Raw genomic sequence first — 17809 nt, 5'->3', positions numbered from 1 at the left:
AAAACGAACTTGCATTAATCCTTAAAGGCCGGTTCACAGTTTTCAGATGAAGAGAATTAATCAGCATGCTTCCTTAAGCGCCATCAGAAATCTGAGGGAAGCTACAGGAATGCAAAGATTAGTGGTCTCTGGAATTATCCTCTGCTGGGGTCTTGCGAGTTACGGGCTCATCGCTTTAATTACGGGGTATCAGGATGGGATGGTGTATCTCTGGGGGCTTGTATTGATATCCCCTTTTTCTCTGAGAGTGGTGAACTGGATGCAGCGCAGACTCATCAGCCAGCCCTGCATCCTGAGCTACCATAAGCGCAGCTCAAGGATATTCGTGCATCTGTCGCCAAACCAGCCAACCGTCAGTATTTCATCCGAACGTGTGGCCTGGTTCTGGAATGGAGTGCTAACCAGTATAGAGGACGCTCTCAGTGGCAGAGAGAACACCATCGTGATTGCCTCCCATCTCCTCACCTCTTATCGAATTAAACGTATCAGAAGGCATCTTCAGATTCAGGCCGGACATTACCGAAGCCATGTCATACATGTCCCCTTCACACCCGCTGCGCGTGCAGTTATGCAACTGGAAATTCTTCTTGCACAGTGGCGCTGGCGTGTACCGTCCAGAACGTTATGGCCCGTTCTTGTCATACGAAAAACTTTCAATCCGGAAAAATAATTTCCCCTGTTTTGATTTTTCACCCGTTGTCACACTGGCTACATCAATGTAGTCGATCTGAACGATCGATTTTCATCGTTATACATCCACTCTGGTGCGCGGTAACGTATCCACAGTGGATACAATAATTAATAACTTAAGTCGAATTAATGTATTAGCCAACACCGGGAAATTATATGAACCGTCTGAACGTCACCTCCATCCTTGCCAGTATCATCACTGAACGGGATGAAAATATGCAGCAGCTGGTAGCCCAGCTTTCGGACGGAAAGAAAACGTCTGGCAGCCCTATTGCAATACGTTTTAAACCAGCTGTCAGGGATTTCGTCACACTGGTATCAGGACGCCTGGGTATTTCATCAGCTGAACTGGTCAATATTCTCGTCGAGGGTATCATGCGCGAGACGCTTATCCCCCGACAGGCTGTGATCACACATATCCACGAACGGTTCTGGCTGCTGATGGATGAGCACCGCCTGTCGGTACTGGACGTGGCTCGCCTGCTCTCGGACTGGAATATCGGTCTGAGCGTTCTGGAAAGCCGTGAAAGAACGATGGATTACTTAACTGCACCTTTGCTGAAACAGCTATCTGACTGGTTCTGTGTAAGTACCAGATGGCTGGAAGGAAGTGATCCCCGGCCAGTGTACCTGACCGCTTTCAGCGAATGGATTCAGGTTGCCATGATAATTAAAAAAAGAATTCAGGAATATACATCTGACGACAACCTGACCCGTCCTGACATATTCCTGGTCAGAGAGAATCAATACACCTCAGGAGATATCAAAGACGAATCCGGACATGTTTTCATTTTTATTCGGCGCTATAAAACCGTTAATAACACAACAATTCGTGTAGTTGAATGTATCGGGCATTGTCCATCTTCAGGTACTTATAAAACACAACTTAATTCATTCCTGAGTATGAGCAACATTCTCTTCAGAGCGCATATTCTCAACAGTTTCGACACATTTTATGCATCCGGTTATTTACTGGATGCGCTGAGAGAAGGAAAGATACTTCCGGCCGCTGCACTGTGGGAAATTCAGAAACTTCAACAAACAGAGTCAGGTAAGTTTTCTCAAAATATATGGACCGAAGAGGAAAGAGAACCTTTTCTTTTCCCTGAGGAATTTATAACACCAGAATGGAGTAAATTTGTTAGCCAAATAACAGCCCTCAATATTAAGTGAAATAATCAGTCAGACACATTGTTTTATTGGTGCACCAGCGCCAGGGGATTTTTTTGCCTTAAACACCATAAACGACAAAGGATATAAATGATGAAAGCTTCAATTTCAATGATTACACGCTGCGTTTCCCTTGCTCTTCTGGTTTCCGCAGCGCCGTCGGTTAATGCTGCGACGAACTGGATGGAGGCACGCGGTGATGCTATGGGTGGCACCGGCGTGGCATCCGCGCACTACGGTACTGCGGCTCTGTCTAACCCTGCTCTGTTAACTACGTCCGGACCAACCGATGATTTCAGCCTGGTGCTGCCATCGGTGGGCGCCCAGGTCTCTGACCCGGATAAAACCGTGGATAAAGCGGATGATGTTAAGGACCTCTGGGATCGTTTCGACAGCGCCGTCGCTAATCAGTCCGGTGTCAGCGAAAGCGCCGCGGCACTCAAGAGTAAGCTTCAGGATTTGAAAAACACACATGCGAACGGCCAGGTCGGGGCTTCAGTTATTGCAACTGTGCCGAACCAGACACTACCGTTCGCCGTTGTGGTGAAATCATGGGGTACTGTCTCTGTCGATGGTAAGGTCAGCGATCACGACCTGGAATACCTCGACAAGGTCGCCGATGGCACAATCCCCCCTTCTGCAGTGGATACTGACTCACTTACGTCAAGAGCCTACGGTCGTGCGGCTGTGATCACCGATGTCGGAGTGGCCATGGCGCATGAGTTCGAAACTGCAGGACATGCCTGGTCCTTTGGTATCACACCAAAATACCAGCGCGTTGACCTGTTTAACTACAACGTTTCCGTCAGTAATTTTGACAAAAACGACATTGACTCCAGCGAGTACCGCAATACCAAAACCGGTTTTAACGCCGACGTCGGTCTGTCCACAAACCTGAACGACAACTGGACTCTTGGTCTGGCCGTACAAAATATCATCCCCCGCTCAATCGATACCAAAGAAGTAAATGGTGAAAAGGGAACGTTCAGGATTAAACCGCAGGCCACTGCCGGCGCCTCATGGCACAACAGCTTCATCACAACCGCGCTCGATGTCGACCTGACTGAGGCGAGTGGTTTCACCAGTGATAATAAGCGTCAGTTTGCAAGTCTGGGTGCCGAGATTAATGCCTGGAACTGGATGCAGGTGCGCGCGGGATACCGCCAGAACATGGCTTCCGGAGAAGGCAATGCTTTCACTGCCGGCCTGGGGTTCTCTCCGTTTGATGTGGTTCACCTGGATATCACGGGCATCGCAGGCACTGATCGTACCTACGGGGCGGTTGCACAACTTCAATTCACTTTCTGATCCAGCAAAATGAAGGGGCTGTTTACTGACAGCCCTGGAAGTCCTCAGGAGAACACTATGAAAAAACTCATTCTTTGCTCAGGTATCTCTTTTGTACTTATGGCTCTTGCTGGGTGTAGCCAGAACCAGCTCAATCAGTTTCAGCGGCAACTGTCAGATGTCAGCACGATGATATCACCTGGTGAGCAGCATCCTTCTGAAAAAGAGGCTGAACGTAATGAGATTGCCCAGGCATTCAGCCTGCCAGTCGGCGTAGATACTGCTGCACTACGCCTGAAGCAGCATTATGGTTTTCCTTCTGATGAAGACGTTTCAGCCGCAAGAAACAATGGTCAGGGAAATGCTGGCTGGTCAGCATCGGCAATTTCAGAAGGTGCCAGTTGGTCAGCCCAACCTGGGTCTTATTATCGCATGAGCCGGAACTGGGCAGCTAATGATCGTCTGACAATAGAAGTCACAGGCGATGCTAAACGCAGCAACGTGACCGCAATTTATCGTTCCTCCAATCCGGAGCATCTTAAACCTGAATGGACCGCGCGCCTGTGGAAACAAATTCCGGAAGTCGCACGCGGTACGAAGGTTAGTCGGGAGGTCGGGCAATGAGCAAGTCACCTTCTCCACGGCCGCAGGAGACTGATATGTCCAGTTTACCAACTGGTGAAAATATCAAAGCCATTGAAAAGCTAATTAGCGATGCCTCAGAGGTTATTGCAAAGCGAGAGCGCTCAGTCAGACGTGCAGAACGAAATCTGGAAATAGCCGAAGACCACCTTGCAGACCTGGAAAATCAGAGAGATGAACTCGTCATAGCGAGCTGGGGAGATGCTCCCAACTGGCATGGAATATTTAGTATGAGTGAGGATGCCTCAACCACCATGCGAGCATACCGTGATAAATGGGTCGGTACGATCGCAGGTCTGCGTCTGACTGCCTTCGGCAATATTTATACCGGACAGTCAGTTTACGGGATCGGTTTCACAACAAAGTCTGAAGAAGAACTGGAGCAAACAATCCGGATGGTGGAGTTTGTTCTGCCGTACCTTATTGCTGATGAGCGAAAAGAAAAATCATTAATGATTTATAACTACCCCGCGGTGGACTGCTGCCACAGCTTCGTTTTTAATATCGAAACAGGTACATATGGCATCGCCACAGATCGCTTTATGTCACGTCAGGAAACGATGGAGTTTCCCTCACTGGAATTCGCACTTCGTCATCTCCAGGCAAACACCTTAATAGACGATGTAGATAAACGGAAAAGCCTGAACGATGAGGTGACGGAATGAAAGATGTGTACTGGGTAGTCGAAGCCAACGGGAAGGAAATTGGCGCTATGACACTGGATGAGTTTGAAGACATCCACAAGTCCGTGAAGGCAAACTGGATGAACAGGATCGTTGCCGTTATCAGGTTTTTCTTTTTCCCTGCATATAAGAAAACAGGCCTGTACTGGCCTGAAATTGAAGAGGAAGTAAAAGCACTTTTGCAGGTCAGAACTGATGCTCCGCTCACCATTAAATTCGTTCGCGGAGAAATGCCAACTCAGATAAGACTACTATAACGGCCAGTAGCAAGATGCTGCCTCATCAACCATTCAATCTCTATACCCAATAAAAAAGCCCCCGGGAGGGAGCTTTTTATTATTCAGGCGGCCTGATTCAGGACATGACGTAAACGACCGGGCCAGTTGCCCTGGTAATGCGCAAACGTATGCAACACACGACGGCGTTCATCGCAAAGAGAGTTGCCAATAACCACTTCACCTGGCACTCCACACAGCGTTAACTGAATATAAGCCATCCCCGCAGCCAGCGGATCGATATCAGTAGCTGAAACCCACAAATACCGGTGTGGTGAATAACCGGCATCGCGCAGCACAGTGGCAAATGCGAGCGCCATACATCCCGCGCCACAGGCTGGCTCCGCCAGGGTAATAAAAGGCTTGTCCGCAAAATTATCAGCAACGTTGCCGAGCTGCATGCGCGCCATCATGATGCCCACATCCCATGGGGTAAAAAACTGACCACGATATTTATCACCCAGTTCAAGCTGCATGAAAACCTGTCCAAGAAAATCCCCCGGTGAATCATCCAGCCCATTGACAACATGGGCCAGCAATTCTGCCATACGGACTACATCCTTCTTTTCATAACGTGCAACTATGCGCAGATATTTCTGCTCCCGCTTTTCGCAGAAACTGAGGGCATTCTGAAGAGCAATAACGCTGCAACTGATGAAGTCTTCAAAAACCTGATGTCGATGGTGATAACGAGCAGTCTGGTTGAAAAGCGAAATGAACGCCTTTTCATGGTTTATTAGATTTTTCATGCATGTCTCCTTTAACGGGAAACACGCCCCTGACAGGGAAACAGTGTTTCCCGTCAGGGTGAAAAAAAGCCACAACAAGTGTTGTGGCCAGTATGTTGAACCGGTTAGCCCGGGTTATCCTGGTTTAGTGTCAGGCCCGAATGCTCCCGTATTGTGCCGCTGGCGCCGCATATGGCGTTACCGCTGTGGTTTCCGTAGAGACAAGGTACATTCTTGCTGTTTCACCGTTGCTCAGTTGCTGCATTTCTTCCGGCCAGGGGCCACTGTCAACGTGATCACCGCGGTCAAAACAGTTATATCCGGAAAAACCTTCATCCACTGATTTCCAGTAATGACGGATCTCACAGTCAAACAGCTCTGACATCTCACCCATAACCTCTCCAGATGGCGGGTACCAGGGGGTATCGAACGTCAGTAATATCGTGCCCAGTGATTCACGGCTCCAGTTGGCTTTATGACCAGCCGGGAACTCCACACCATACAGCTGCGTGTAAAGATCTGCAGTTGTGTTAAGCCCCGGAACAAACCACTGTTACCGTTCAACTCAGTTGCAAGACGTGACGGCATTATCATCAGCATATCGCAGGGACAACTCGCGGCCGGCATTATACTGAGCCATTCCCAACGCTCCTGCGGATCGAACTGTTCCCCGAAGCTGGCAACACCAAACCAGTCAGCATAGTGAACAGCCATCAACTGGGACATTATCTGGCGCGATGAAACTGGAATACTCTCCCATTTAAGTGTTTCCAGGCCGGACTGAACCCAGATCTTCTCCATACGTGCAATAGTAGCGCTGTCGAGCCACGCATCCTTTTCCATTAATTCCAGGAAATGCTGGAACGCCTGGTTTGCCGAAGTAGAAGCCCCCGTACCGGCGGCCGTAAGCATCGGATAAGCAGTAAACTCTGTCGCTTTTGTTGGCTTAAGTATCCCGGCACATCCAGCAAGAAACAGCTTTATGGCCTGCCGTATGGCATGTCGATAACGCGGAGTTTCAGTGCCGGCAATCCAGGACTGCATCACGTCAATACAAACAGATTTCGCAGTGATTTCCAGACGGTTTTTGCACCATGAAAACATAGTTATTACTCCTCTTTAGTTTAGACAGAGGGCATCTCCCTGAGGAGATACCCTCAGGGGATGCTGATGACCAGGGCCATCAAGTTTATTGTTAAGCAGCCTTGTTCTGTTCCGGTTGTCGGTTCAGTGGCTGCAGTAAAAATTCCGACGCTTCCCGGGCAAACCGGCAGGCGCGGAAAAAGGCTTTTTTATCGTCACGAAGTACCTTCAGCCAACTGGCCAGATAGCTTTCATGTTGAACATCACCGTAAATACCCAGCTCTGCACAAAGAAAAGCACTGCCGGTTTCGGCAATAAGCTCCTCAAAGGCGTAAACCGGATCACCGAATTTTCGCGAAGAAGATGTTATCCCTTCACGGCTAAGGCGGCGGCTGTGGCCGGTTGCATGAACCAGTTCATGCAGTAGCGTGGACCAGTAATCAGCTTCAGAATTAAACTGCGAAGTCGTAGGCATCACAATTCGATCGGTTGATGGCTGATAATACGCCCGGTTTTGTCGGTACGATGTGCAAACCACACCGGTTGCATTCAGTACTGACAGTACCTGCCCCTGTTGTTGTTCACTGAGTATGGAATGCCGCTCCTCTTCTGCCTCTGTTGGCGGCATGCCGGCAACAGCATCCGGCAGTCCATCACACTGGGCGACATTGAAAAGTTGCAGCGGCTTCAGCATCGCAAGCGACTCCATGACGGGATTACCGTCTTTATCGAACAGCTTGTTATCGTTGCCATCCGTCGCCTGTTTCTCAAACGGTTTGTAGATAATGGCCATCGAGCTGGTTTCACCCTTGCGCACCTGACCACCCACGGCTTTCGCCTGCTGGTATGTCAGCCATCGATCGGATGGAAATCCCCGCTCTTCAGCAGACATCCACAGCAAGGGTATATTCACTCCGCTGTAATGGCGGCCGGTTGTGGCATTCACCGGTAACGCGCTGCCATGTACGTTCTGTGCAGAACGCCACGGCCGGCGCCACGGTGGAACCCCTTTTCCCAGGGCAGCAATGATTTTGTCGGTGACCTGCTGGTAAAGATCGGCTTTCTGAGCCGGCGCGGCCTTACGGCCGCGAATGGATTTGTTCATAAGGATGCAACCTGTAAAAAAGGGCGCATCCTCCCCGGGGGCGGAAGAATGCGCCACCGGGAGTGGAAAAAAGTCAGAGATAGTCAGTAATACAACCTAACGGCGGGTTGCCGCGTAACGGAAAGAGCCATCAGACATCACCTCGCTGACGCTGCTGCGCACGCTGCGAACCGCACTCTCAAATATCGCGCGATCAGCAGGTTTTGCCCGTTTACAGTCGAGACGGATTACCCTGTCAAGCACATACAGCGCCTGCGAGCGCCAGCTCAGACGTTCCGCATTCCCCACACAGGCAGGTAAATGCCGGAGAGACTGATCGTAGAGCCAACGAATATTGCTGCGATATTCCTCCACCAGGACATACACCTTTTCTGGCGGACGGGTCTCTTTACGAATTGTCATACCAGTCCCCAGTGGACCGGCCGATGGCATCATAAAAAGATCGTGGTGTTCGGTCAGAACGGCGTCGAATTTGCTCTGCTCCATAAAGGTCTGAAAAGCGTATTCCTTCCCGGGAATTAACAGGTCTGCATTTTCCGACCAGTTTGCATCTTTCGAGGGATTACAACCTTCCGCCCATGCCCTGAGCCATTCGCCGGGGTTTCGGTCATCCGGAACCCGGATGTATATACCAAGGTTCTTTTCAAGCAGCAGTGGCCTTTGCATACCGCCCTGCTGTGATAAAAGAGGGCGTAATTCGGTTGAGGTAAAGCGAATCATCAGGACTCCTTAAATTAATAAGGAGGAGACTTCCCCTGGAGGGAAGGTCCCTCCGGGAAGTGTTAATCAGTCAGAACTGATTCAGTCGAAACGGTAACGCAGCCAGGCCATCTGCTGCGCCATCTGCCGTCCCGCCCGTAAAGCCTTACGTGCGGAGGCAAACTGACCGGCGCTGGCCAGTTGCTGATACTGCCAGTCACGCGAACTGTAGCCCGTTCTGCGTGAAATGATGGCGGTAAAACCCCCTTCAGACTGAACGACCTCGGCGCGGAAACTGCTGTGACCGCTACGGTTGGTGAACCATTCGGCCTGCTGCTGCCGCATTGCTTCTGAAATGCGGCTGAGGACGCGCGTGGTATGGGTGATAAACAACAGTATTATACTGCTCATGGTTTTCTCCTTAGTTAATGCGGAGAAAACCATCACCGCAGATGCAGGGAGGTTGTCCCCGCATGGGTTGGTACATCAGTTATAAGCTGGCTTCATTCAGAAAACACAACCACCTCCGTATGGAGAAAGTCCCCATAGGGTTCAGTGCATCACGTCAGAAATCAGCATCGCTGCGTTCCATAGACAGAAAGGCCTCTTCGTCTTTGACTGCGCTTTTGTAGAAATATATCCAGGCTTCTTTATCAATACCTTCTGCCATGCGGCAGAGGTCGTTAAAGAATGCCTCCCATGATCCCGGTATAAGTTTTCGAACATACAGTTCAGCCAGTTCCCGGGCAACAGAAGCCATATCCCAGACATAATACGGAAAGCCGTCTTCATCTGTCCCGGTATTTAGGTCAAGGCGGCGAAGCGCTGCGATACTCAGCAGCTCGCCTTCCGCTTTAGCCAGTGCAACTTTGTGAGCATTACGCTCGCTGGCACGGATGTGAAAATCTTCGGTGAGAATTAACTCGTTCATAAAGGATTCCTTAAAGAGTTGTGGAATCCTGTCCCTGACCGGGACAGAAGTCCCGTTAGGGTGAGAAAATCTTCGACTAATAAGGCCGTCAGGCGATGTCTGAGAAATGGGCGCTCTGATAAAACATTTCGCGCAATTGCTCTGTAGCTTCGTCCAGCTCTTTTTCCTCGCGAGACCTGGTAACGCCCTGAAGAAAAGCTGTACTCCAGTGAAAACTGTGAACATCTGTCCCCAGAAGCGTAAGCTCGCTCACTGCTTCTTCGACAAAGGTATGTTTTATGAAGCCATGCTCAGTTGCAAAACCAACTGTATGCGCGACATGTCTGAGAAAAGTCAGGTAATCAGGAAGGCCGTCAGCAGGAACCTGAGGATCTGCGTCGACCATGAGTTTGTTATCCAGACGAACGTTAAGCTGAGTTTTTACGTAATCCACAATGATTTTTGCAGAAGCGGGTGAGTCACAACTCAGTAACGCGAGCGGATTGATCATTCTGGTGTAATGCATGGGTACGATTCCTTATGAAAAAAGGGAACCGTCCCAAAGGGAAAGTATCCCTCAGGGTGAGAATCAGGCCAAAAATGCCGGATGAGTAAATCAGGTGTTTGGTAGTGTGAAGTGATGTAGAAAAGGACCTTAACCTGTAATCAGGTTCCTGTTTGCAAAGGTTAAACAGGTTTGAACCGCCCGAAAGCGCCATCTCTCAGGTTATGATGGCATTGGCATGTGATTACCCGAAGGCGCCTGTCTCAAATCACTCAGGCATTGGCAGTTGTCAGAGACAACGTTAGCAAATTAAGCGTACACAATTCCCGCACCTCAGGCAATAGTGTCAACGCAAAGATCTTCCCACATTGTGGTTTGAACCAGGACGATGAAGCCCTTAACGGAAAGTCACTACTGCTGAGAATATCCTGAGAAAATGTGTCATGTTTAAATTGACCAGAAAAAAGGATCATATTTTTACATTTCATGAGCGTTTTCTTTTTCTCTCAGTGATTTCCTGAAAGTTTCAGACAGTGCGCCACGGATGAAATACAGACAGGCATCAGTACGGGTAAATTTGTCTCCGTAATGCGCATGAACCTCCTGTGAACAAGCCACCTCGTAATGCCCCCTATCGATAATACGTGAAATCCTTTCCTTCCATCCCAAAAACACACGACCAATAACCAAATCCTCACCAGAAACAAAAATGCTTTTACTCATTACCCTCTACCTTATTATAAACACGAGCCACGTATTGTCCCCTGCCATCGCCATGTCCCAAATCCATTGATGCCAGAGCCTGTGCCTCTTCTTTAGTGAAACCTCTTTTCATATGATAATTCATGACATCAACAGAGTAGGCATAGCGTAAACTATGAGGCGCATATTTTCCTGTTAATCCGGACTCACGGACAACATTGCGATAACGTTCAATAGCCGTATGTAATGATGGCTTATCAATCAACTTTCCATTATTTTCATTCAAGTGTTTAAGGGCCGCATTGATTGCAGCCAGAGTTGATTCACGATCTAATACCGTTGTATCTCTTGGTCGTCCTCCTTTTGTCCCAAATACAACACGTATTTTTTCGTCACCATTGAGTAAAGCTTTTTTCCAGGTACGCAACGATTTAGCAGACTGTACTGTTTCTTCTGTTCTTAACCCGAGTAATCTGGATAATCTCATTGCACATGCAACGCCATCATCCTTTTGCTCTACACTCGTCAATACCTGCCGAAAATAAGCATCGGGAATAGCAACCTTAGTTCCATCCCGGCTCGTTTCCGAAATACCCAGAGCCTGATTGCTCAGTTTATCATGAGAAGGATTTGCCATGAATGTTTTCCCCGCAACACGTAACAAAGCCCGGATAGCTGCCATTTCGTTCTGAAGTGTGCGTCTGGAAATATCTTCAGAAAGGCGGCTCTTCATATACAACTCGATATGCCCCGTCTTGATATTTTTAATATCTCTGATTTGAACATTAAGTTTTAATAAACGTTCGGCAAACCTGTCCGCAATTTTCATTCGGTCAGAAACGGTTTTAAAACTTCCCCCTGCCTGCCTGGCAAGCGTTTTAAGATTTTTATTCAGTTTTGCCATAAACAACCCTCCATTTAAACAGGTGTCAGTGCTTTTCCGTCTGCGTGAACGGAAAAGCACTGACACCGGCTGCGCCACAGCTACAGACGATGAATTTCACCCCGACGGCACGGTTTATGGTTGTGCTTCCTGCGTCTCGACAGATATCTGTGCATCGGGGCGGCGAAATGTTGAGTTATTGCGAAGCTCCCCAGGTCTCTGACCTGTTCGCGGTTTGCACCGGGCTGAAATTAATCAGTCTGCTTCCACACACCAGTATGTTGACTGGTGTCGCCATCGATATCGTGTCGATTTTCTCCTTTCAGAATGAAGTCCTTACCCGTTTTTACGAGAAAGACGTTTGGTTGATAAATGAACAAGAAGTGAATGAAGTACGTTTTTAAGGCCCTTAAAACCTTTAAGTACGTGTTGGTCAGTTGGTAAAAAAGTTGTCGAAATGGCAGTGCGTCAGCTCTGCCTGTTATGCGCTGCGCGCGTCACTTGGTACTCGTTTCACTCGTGCACAAGTGACGCCGCGCTCCTCTGCTCTCAATGCAGTCGTGGAAGATGCCCAAATGTTCCAAATGGTCATACCCACGCCGCAAAGTTCGCAACGGCCAGCAGCGTCATAAAGAGTGAAAACGATAAGAAAATTGCGGCCAGACAACGGCTGCAAGACGTATCTGAAAAACAGATACAGAAGTGAAAGGGACCTTCATCGCCAGATTCAAACTGTATGCGATCTTCGTTTTCAAAGGGTAAACGAAGTTACCGCCCGAAGGCGCCACCTCTCAGGTCACGGTGGCATTGGCATGGCGATCACCCGAAGGCGCCTCTCTCAGATCGCCGAGGCATTGGCATGTTGCATACAACGCAACGGTACAACGAGCAAGATATTAGATCGGAGCGTGATCCTTTATCAAGTTTTTATCTGTGACATGGAAGACGAGTCTGCAGGAAACCCTCCAAAATTTGAAGGGTACCTTTAATGATTTACATGTAATCAATAGTCACCTTTATGATGGATTCTCGACGATGAACTTATCATAAATATCGTCCAGACCAGTGGCCAGACTATGGTAAAACTCCGTATGATATTCCCCATTACATGAGTACTTTATAATCCATCCATATGAAAAGTCTTTCGTTGTATATTCAATATCTAAAATTGTCACAGAACTACCGAAACACAATAAACGTATAAGTCTGTTAAATCTGTTTAAATACTCAACTGAATTTATCTCTACATCGTAATTACTTTCTATATGACCTATTCGATCAGCAATAAACCAAGTTTCTGATAACATGCCTTTAATTGTTGATGGAAATAACCTACATGTCATCAAACCATCAATAATATCCTCATTGAATGATACGCCCTGGCAGTTTATTTTCGTTCTGACAGAACCCAGAAAATAAAAAATGAATCTTAAATAACCACGACATTTATCATAATTCCATCTCTGAAACTCGCAAACTTCGTATTTTGTAAAAGATACACCATTAACCGTAGATGTATAGCTTAATATAAATCCGACATACAACCTGGAATGTTTTTCTTCAAGTTTCTCAGCGTTCTCAAAAGATACATTATTTGCCTTAACTACAGAAACCTTAAGATCAGAATGTCGGAATGATTTATCCAATATCAATATACTGATTGGCTCAGGCGCTTCAGCACTTGTTCCAGACACTGCCCCTAACCATTAAGGATTGAATCGCCACAGAATACCAAGTAATGCGCCAACCTGGTAAGCACTGAGAGCCAGATTAATATTTTAATCTGGCTCTGTTTCTGAGAATATCTATGTAGTTACATTTTGGTTCAAGAATCAATCGAAAGTAAATAATCAAGTCCTGACAAGCACTCCTCCAGACATTCAGCTACGACTTTAATATAGGGTTCAGTTTGGCTGCCTAATAAATGGGTATACCCCTGTAGAGCAGGTAAGTGTGCACATATAAATCCCTTTAAAATACTCCAGGTCTCGGGGGTGTTTAAATTTTCATTTGTCAGCACACAACTTATAAAAAGCAATTCCACACCAAAATGGTCACCAGGAACATGTTTATGTACCATCGGCAATTTGATGTTAAGCATAGAGGGAGCAAAATTGAATTTTTGATAGAAATCCTCTTCTTCTGCTCCCCCATCAAAGCTTGCTGCAGGAAATTGCCAGATGTCTCCATGACGTAAGCCATTACTAAAGACATGATTATAGGGTGGACAAAACAAACCAGATTGTGGGAAGCAGAAATAGTCATAAAACGCCTGCTGACATTCTTTAATCGCAAGGTTTTGCCCTGTACATTGCTTTATCCAGTCAATAAGCTCTTGTTCAGGGCTTTTGAGTAGTAAGGATCCAGCAATATCACAGGTTCTTCTCAACTCTTCCACTTCACACATACTTGCCCCCTACGCTTTGATAATTTTAGCTCGTGTATTAAAGAAACTGCTACTGCCACCAATTGGATCCATAAGCGGCATCCCCCATACATCTGGATCCAGTCGCATTATTGGATTTAAATTTATCCCCGCAGCCCGGATTTTACTGCCTTTAATTCGCTTCCCACCAATATCAATATCGGTTGCTCCGTAACCCCAATGGCCATAGCCAACGATAAAGCTGATCACTCCGGGTGCAACCCCATCTCTGAGTTTTACTTCACAACGCCTACGCCCTTCAACAGTTTCGACCCATACACTATCACCGGTTTTCAAACCGAGAGCTTTCCCATCCTCGGTATTAATTTCAGCCCAGTTTGTCGGCTGTATCTCTCGGATAAAACTGTTGGAAGACAGTCGGGACTGGGTCTGAAGTGCACTTTTTCGGGTCAATATTGTAAAATCCATACCTTTGCCCTGATCGAGCTCATCCACTTTTTTCCCCATCATAGTGAGAGATGGTTGCCAAAGTGCAGTTCCTGAAAAACGTTCACCGGTAAAACTATTTAGACCCTGAGCAATTTTTTCATTGTACATTCTGATACGATTATTGAATTGATTTTTCAATTGCGTACCATTCCGTCTGGTAGTAACTGGCTCAAAACGACCACCGCGTGACATTAAAAAAAGTACTTTTCTCCATTCATCAGACTTAAGACTACTGAAATACTTCTTCTGGTAATCTTCAAGACCGGCAATTTTTATATCATCATCAGTAGCATCCGATACTGGTGTTCCACTATAAGCAACGTTTGCAGTACCTTTCAGATAGTAATCCTCCATTTTTTCGAGAGGCCATAGAGTTCCATTACTGTCAGGGATAGCATTTTTCCCAAACCCAGCCATGTTTAATTTCGAAGCTATATCAATAAAGAAAGTCTCAAGACAAAAATGTTGTCCCGCCTGGTTTTTTCCAGTCAGCGGCTCGATAACGGGATAACGTACAGCAGTCCCCTTGACCATAGTTGCTTCAAGCATCGGATGCTGGACATAACGTTCCAGATATGTAATGTCAGGGATAATATAATCTGCATACATGCTGGTATCACTAACGACAATATCACTGGCAATAATTAATGGTATTTTTGTTGGATCACAAACCCCTCGAATAATATCTTCTTTACCCATGCCTGGAGCGCTGTATAAAGGCGTACACATATGCCACAACAGAATGTCGGCTGTATACGGATAACCTTCCAGTGCTGAAGGCAAGATATCACTGAAAATATCTTTAGTGAAAGGGAACCACGGCCTTTTAGCTGGGTAGGGGGCTTCGCCACGAGCAACCTTTGTCTTAAATTCAGTAGAATCTTCATAGCGAAAGCCATCTTCACGGGTAATTTTAATACCAAATTGAGCTGGCACCAGAGAAGGAATAGCAGTCAGGTCATATACCCCTTTGTCATAAGGGAATCCACCTCCCCCGAGGGAACCACCACCACTCCAGTTCAAATTACCGATTAAGACGTTCAACTGATTTATTGCAAAACCTGTATAATAACCGTTCGGGTGCTGTGCAATTCCACGATAAAACTCTGTGGATGCTTTTCGTCCATGCTTAGTGAACTCGTCAGCTAAATTGACAATATCGTCAATGCGAACACCACTGATATCGGCATAATACTCTAGAGAATAATCATTCGCTGATGTCTTTAATAAATGAAATGCTGTAGCAACCCCTATACCATTAACACTCCCGCTATAATCCAGTATTGCTTTAACACATTTTTCCGCTAATTCTGGAATACCAGTGAGATTAATTACGACACTGTCGTTACTGTCCCCCAAGGCAGCTTCACTAGAAGTAATAAATTTCCCAAAATTAGGATGTGTTTCATCGGTAATAATCAGATAACTGGCATCCGTGAAACAAGTTTCACCAGCATTTTTGGCAGAAGACTGATTAGGGTAACTTAAAAAATCCGTATTATGGCGATTATGATCTATAATCCAGCTTATCATCCCCATTGCGATAGCACCATCAGTACCTGGTCGCGGAGCAAGCCAGAACATATTTGGGTCATCCGTTATAGTTCGGGGTAATACTGGATCAATAACAGCAATTTTACAGCCCTTTGAACGCGCCTCTGCTGAGTATTTCCCTAATGTCTGCATAGGGAAATTAGCTTCTCCAGGCGCGGTTCCCCAATATAAAACAAACTCTGACTCACAAAGATCTGCTTTAAAATTATTATGCTCAGTATATACAGCACTCGTAGCAATGTGATGGCTTAATTCGCATATATTAGTGTGTTCGTAATTATTAACTGTGCCAAAGGATTTCGCGAAACGAGTCTGAAAATCTTTTCGCGTTTTAACAATACGTCCGCTTTGTATAACAAGCTTATTAGATACTCGCCCTAAGTCATGATTGTTATCATCAATCCATTCATCACGTTTTTCATATAATGCCCGGAATCCTTTTATCTCAAGGTTTTGACTAGCCTCATCACCTGTATCAGCGAAAATCTTTCCACCATTGACCACTTCATCGATCAGTTTTTCCCACTCAATAGGCACCCATTTATTACTTCCTCTCGGGCCAGAGCGCTTCAGGGGAACTGTCAGTCGATATGGGTCGTAAGCAGTTTGTAGACCCGCGTTCCCTCGGGCACATAGTGTACCCGGAGTATTGGCAGTGTCCACCACCGGGATATTCATATCCTTATAATCAATCAATGTGTTCGGATGATATGGATTACCCTGTAAGCGTTCCAGTTTTCCGGTTTTACGGTTCACTTTGGCTCTCAGTCCACACTCTCCATGACACTGAAGACATACAGAATGACGTACCATATAATTGGGATTTATAACATGCTGGCCAGTTTCTTTATCAAGCAGCCATTCAGGTTCAGTTGACTGACCATAAAAGGTTGATTTTGCTTGCTCTCCTGCATCTAAGAATGTACCTGCACGGTAAAATACTTTTCCATAAATACTGGCACCAACACCTACACCTAGCGCGGCACAACCTGTAAGAAAATGACGTCTGTTCATTTAATTTCTCCTCCTGTATGTGCCGGATATTTGTGTTGGAAATTCTCATAAAACAATATGACTAAAGCAAGAATACCTGCCATGAAAAATATACTACCAAAAGAATATAAATATTCTTTTGGTTCAGGGTGATAAGTAAAGACTCCGGCGCTGCTACGACTCGTTCCCTGCCCCCCAACCAACAAAAGAAAACGAACACCCCAGGCAGAGATAGCAGATAGAATAATGATAATTATGTAGTGGATTTTATTTTTAGATCTAATTACAGCAATCATAACGCAAGCTAAAACCAACGCTCCCACAGTAATTATCTGCGTTGCTAAATAGTTAGAATCAAGTAAACCAAAGGAGGTGCTGATAGTTTCTCCCGCAAAGACATGCCCCCACCATGTGAATAGCAATAAAATAAACATAGTAATAAGCATCACACCAAGCCCGCAATAAGATGAAATTACTGCCGGTTGTTCATTAGTATGTTTAGAAACTAAACTGTAGGCTATGAATCCAGTATAAAGTCCACTAAGTAACATTAAGACTGCAGACAGTGGGGTATTCCAGAGTGCAATACCATGCTCATTAGTCATGAATATTCCAGAGTACATCCCTAAAAATATCCCAGTTCCTATAAGAAGGATTTTCGTTAATTTATCAACGAAAACAGACAGCTTTAATGGCGTGAGTTGCAGGATTAGTAACAGGCAAAACAGGGGTAAAATCAGTACACCATATTTTATTATTGAACCGTACCAGTGTTCCCAACCATATATAAATCCATAAATTAACCGGCCGGGTTGCTGTACCTCTGCTAATACATTTAATATGCCTCCAAATGCTAATGCAAAAGCCAATGCCACAGGTAAAAGGTTAGTCTTTGACTGACTCCCCCAGTTAAGGAAGGACCAGATAACAGCGAGACCTCCTGATGCACCTAACAATAGCGAGTAATTAATAAAAAGCAAGCCAAATGGAGATTGATGTGCAATATTTAAAATGGTCGTCATCAT

General features: G+C 46.2%; 19 protein-coding genes and 1 pseudogene. 7 read left to right on the top strand and 13 right to left on the bottom strand.

The window, feature by feature from the left end:
* Positions 1–109 precede the first annotated feature (109 nt).
* From F384_RS23800 to F384_RS23775, 6 genes are all read left to right on the top strand, one after another.
* Complete coding sequence (locus F384_RS23800) at positions 110–670, top strand: hypothetical protein (protein ID WP_032676640.1); 561 nt, start codon at positions 110–112, stop codon at positions 668–670.
* Between the two features lie 176 nt (positions 671–846).
* Entirely contained in the window at positions 847–1863 is a 1017-nt protein-coding gene (locus F384_RS23795; protein ID WP_032676639.1) for a hypothetical protein, read from the top strand.
* 108 nt (positions 1864–1971) lie between these two features.
* On the top strand, positions 1972–3168 hold the full coding sequence (locus tag F384_RS23790) for a conjugal transfer protein TraF (protein ID WP_072268468.1): 1197 nt from the start codon (positions 1972–1974) through the stop codon (positions 3166–3168).
* A gap of 57 nt (positions 3169–3225) precedes the next feature.
* Positions 3226–3771: a hypothetical protein gene (locus F384_RS23785; RefSeq protein WP_032676637.1), complete on the top strand. Its 546-nt coding sequence runs from the start codon at positions 3226–3228 to the stop codon at positions 3769–3771.
* A gap of 35 nt (positions 3772–3806) precedes the next feature.
* On the top strand, positions 3807–4454 hold the full coding sequence (locus F384_RS23780) for a hypothetical protein (RefSeq protein WP_032676635.1): 648 nt from the start codon (positions 3807–3809) through the stop codon (positions 4452–4454).
* Positions 4451–4729, top strand: a complete 279-nt coding sequence (locus F384_RS23775; RefSeq protein ID WP_032676634.1) for a hypothetical protein — start codon at positions 4451–4453, stop codon at positions 4727–4729. Before F384_RS23780 ends, F384_RS23775 begins: the two co-directional genes overlap by 4 nt.
* An 83-nt stretch (positions 4730–4812) precedes the next feature.
* Here the strand turns inward: F384_RS23775 and F384_RS23770 are convergent, their stop codons facing one another.
* The 9 genes and pseudogenes from F384_RS23770 to F384_RS23730 form a co-directional block, all read right to left on the bottom strand.
* Positions 4813–5496 carry a hypothetical protein gene (locus F384_RS23770; RefSeq protein WP_000793034.1) on the bottom strand — a complete coding sequence of 228 codons (684 nt, stop codon included), beginning with the start codon at positions 5494–5496 and terminating at the stop codon, positions 4813–4815.
* 130 nt (positions 5497–5626) lie between these two features.
* Positions 5627–6579, bottom strand: a pseudogene (locus F384_RS23765) (DUF1281 domain-containing protein).
* Between the two features lie 91 nt (positions 6580–6670).
* Complete coding sequence (locus tag F384_RS23760) at positions 6671–7663, bottom strand: ArdC family protein (RefSeq protein ID WP_042999144.1); 993 nt, start codon at positions 7661–7663, stop codon at positions 6671–6673.
* 96 nt (positions 7664–7759) lie between these two features.
* Positions 7760–8383: a hypothetical protein gene (locus F384_RS23755; RefSeq protein ID WP_042999143.1), complete on the bottom strand. Its 624-nt coding sequence runs from the start codon at positions 8381–8383 to the stop codon at positions 7760–7762.
* An 81-nt stretch (positions 8384–8464) separates the two neighbouring features.
* Positions 8465–8773: a hypothetical protein gene (locus F384_RS23750; RefSeq protein WP_032676630.1), complete on the bottom strand. Its 309-nt coding sequence runs from the start codon at positions 8771–8773 to the stop codon at positions 8465–8467.
* A 154-nt stretch (positions 8774–8927) separates the two neighbouring features.
* On the bottom strand, positions 8928–9293 hold the full coding sequence (locus tag F384_RS23745; RefSeq protein ID WP_042999142.1) for a hypothetical protein: 366 nt from the start codon (positions 9291–9293) through the stop codon (positions 8928–8930).
* Positions 9294–9381: 88 nt separating this feature from the next.
* Positions 9382–9798 (bottom strand): hypothetical protein, encoded by a 417-nt coding sequence (locus tag F384_RS23740; RefSeq protein ID WP_000559511.1) that lies wholly within the window; start codon positions 9796–9798, stop codon positions 9382–9384.
* A 456-nt stretch (positions 9799–10254) separates the two neighbouring features.
* On the bottom strand, positions 10255–10500 hold the full coding sequence (locus F384_RS23735) for a hypothetical protein (protein WP_042999141.1): 246 nt from the start codon (positions 10498–10500) through the stop codon (positions 10255–10257).
* Positions 10493–11383 (bottom strand): integrase domain-containing protein, encoded by an 891-nt coding sequence (locus tag F384_RS23730; RefSeq protein ID WP_046494321.1) that lies wholly within the window; start codon positions 11381–11383, stop codon positions 10493–10495. Before F384_RS23730 ends, F384_RS23735 begins: the two co-directional genes overlap by 8 nt.
* Positions 11384–11472: 89 nt before the next feature.
* Between F384_RS23730 and F384_RS23725 the strand changes: the two genes are divergently transcribed.
* Positions 11473–11766: a hypothetical protein gene (locus tag F384_RS23725; protein ID WP_155404032.1), complete on the top strand. Its 294-nt coding sequence runs from the start codon at positions 11473–11475 to the stop codon at positions 11764–11766.
* A gap of 612 nt (positions 11767–12378) precedes the next feature.
* Here F384_RS23725 and F384_RS30045 read toward each other — a convergent pair.
* The 4 genes from F384_RS30045 to F384_RS23710 form a co-directional block, all read right to left on the bottom strand.
* Positions 12379–13056, bottom strand: a complete 678-nt coding sequence (locus tag F384_RS30045) for a hypothetical protein (protein ID WP_131351377.1) — start codon at positions 13054–13056, stop codon at positions 12379–12381.
* Positions 13057–13187: 131 nt separating this feature from the next.
* A complete protein-coding gene (locus tag F384_RS23720) occupies positions 13188–13769 on the bottom strand; it encodes a hypothetical protein (RefSeq protein WP_042999138.1) in 582 nt (193 codons plus the stop codon).
* A gap of 9 nt (positions 13770–13778) precedes the next feature.
* Positions 13779–16805: a molybdopterin-dependent oxidoreductase gene (locus tag F384_RS23715; RefSeq protein WP_042999137.1), complete on the bottom strand. Its 3027-nt coding sequence runs from the start codon at positions 16803–16805 to the stop codon at positions 13779–13781.
* Complete coding sequence (locus F384_RS23710; protein WP_046494316.1) at positions 16802–17809, bottom strand: hypothetical protein; 1008 nt, start codon at positions 17807–17809, stop codon at positions 16802–16804. Before F384_RS23710 ends, F384_RS23715 begins: the two co-directional genes overlap by 4 nt.

Source organism: Citrobacter amalonaticus Y19 (genome assembly GCF_000981805.1).
In the GTDB taxonomy this organism is placed as follows: Bacteria; Pseudomonadota; Gammaproteobacteria; order Enterobacterales; family Enterobacteriaceae; genus Citrobacter_A; species Citrobacter_A amalonaticus_C.
Note: the sequence above shows the minus strand (reverse complement) of the source record. Positions and strands in the feature narration are given on the sequence as shown.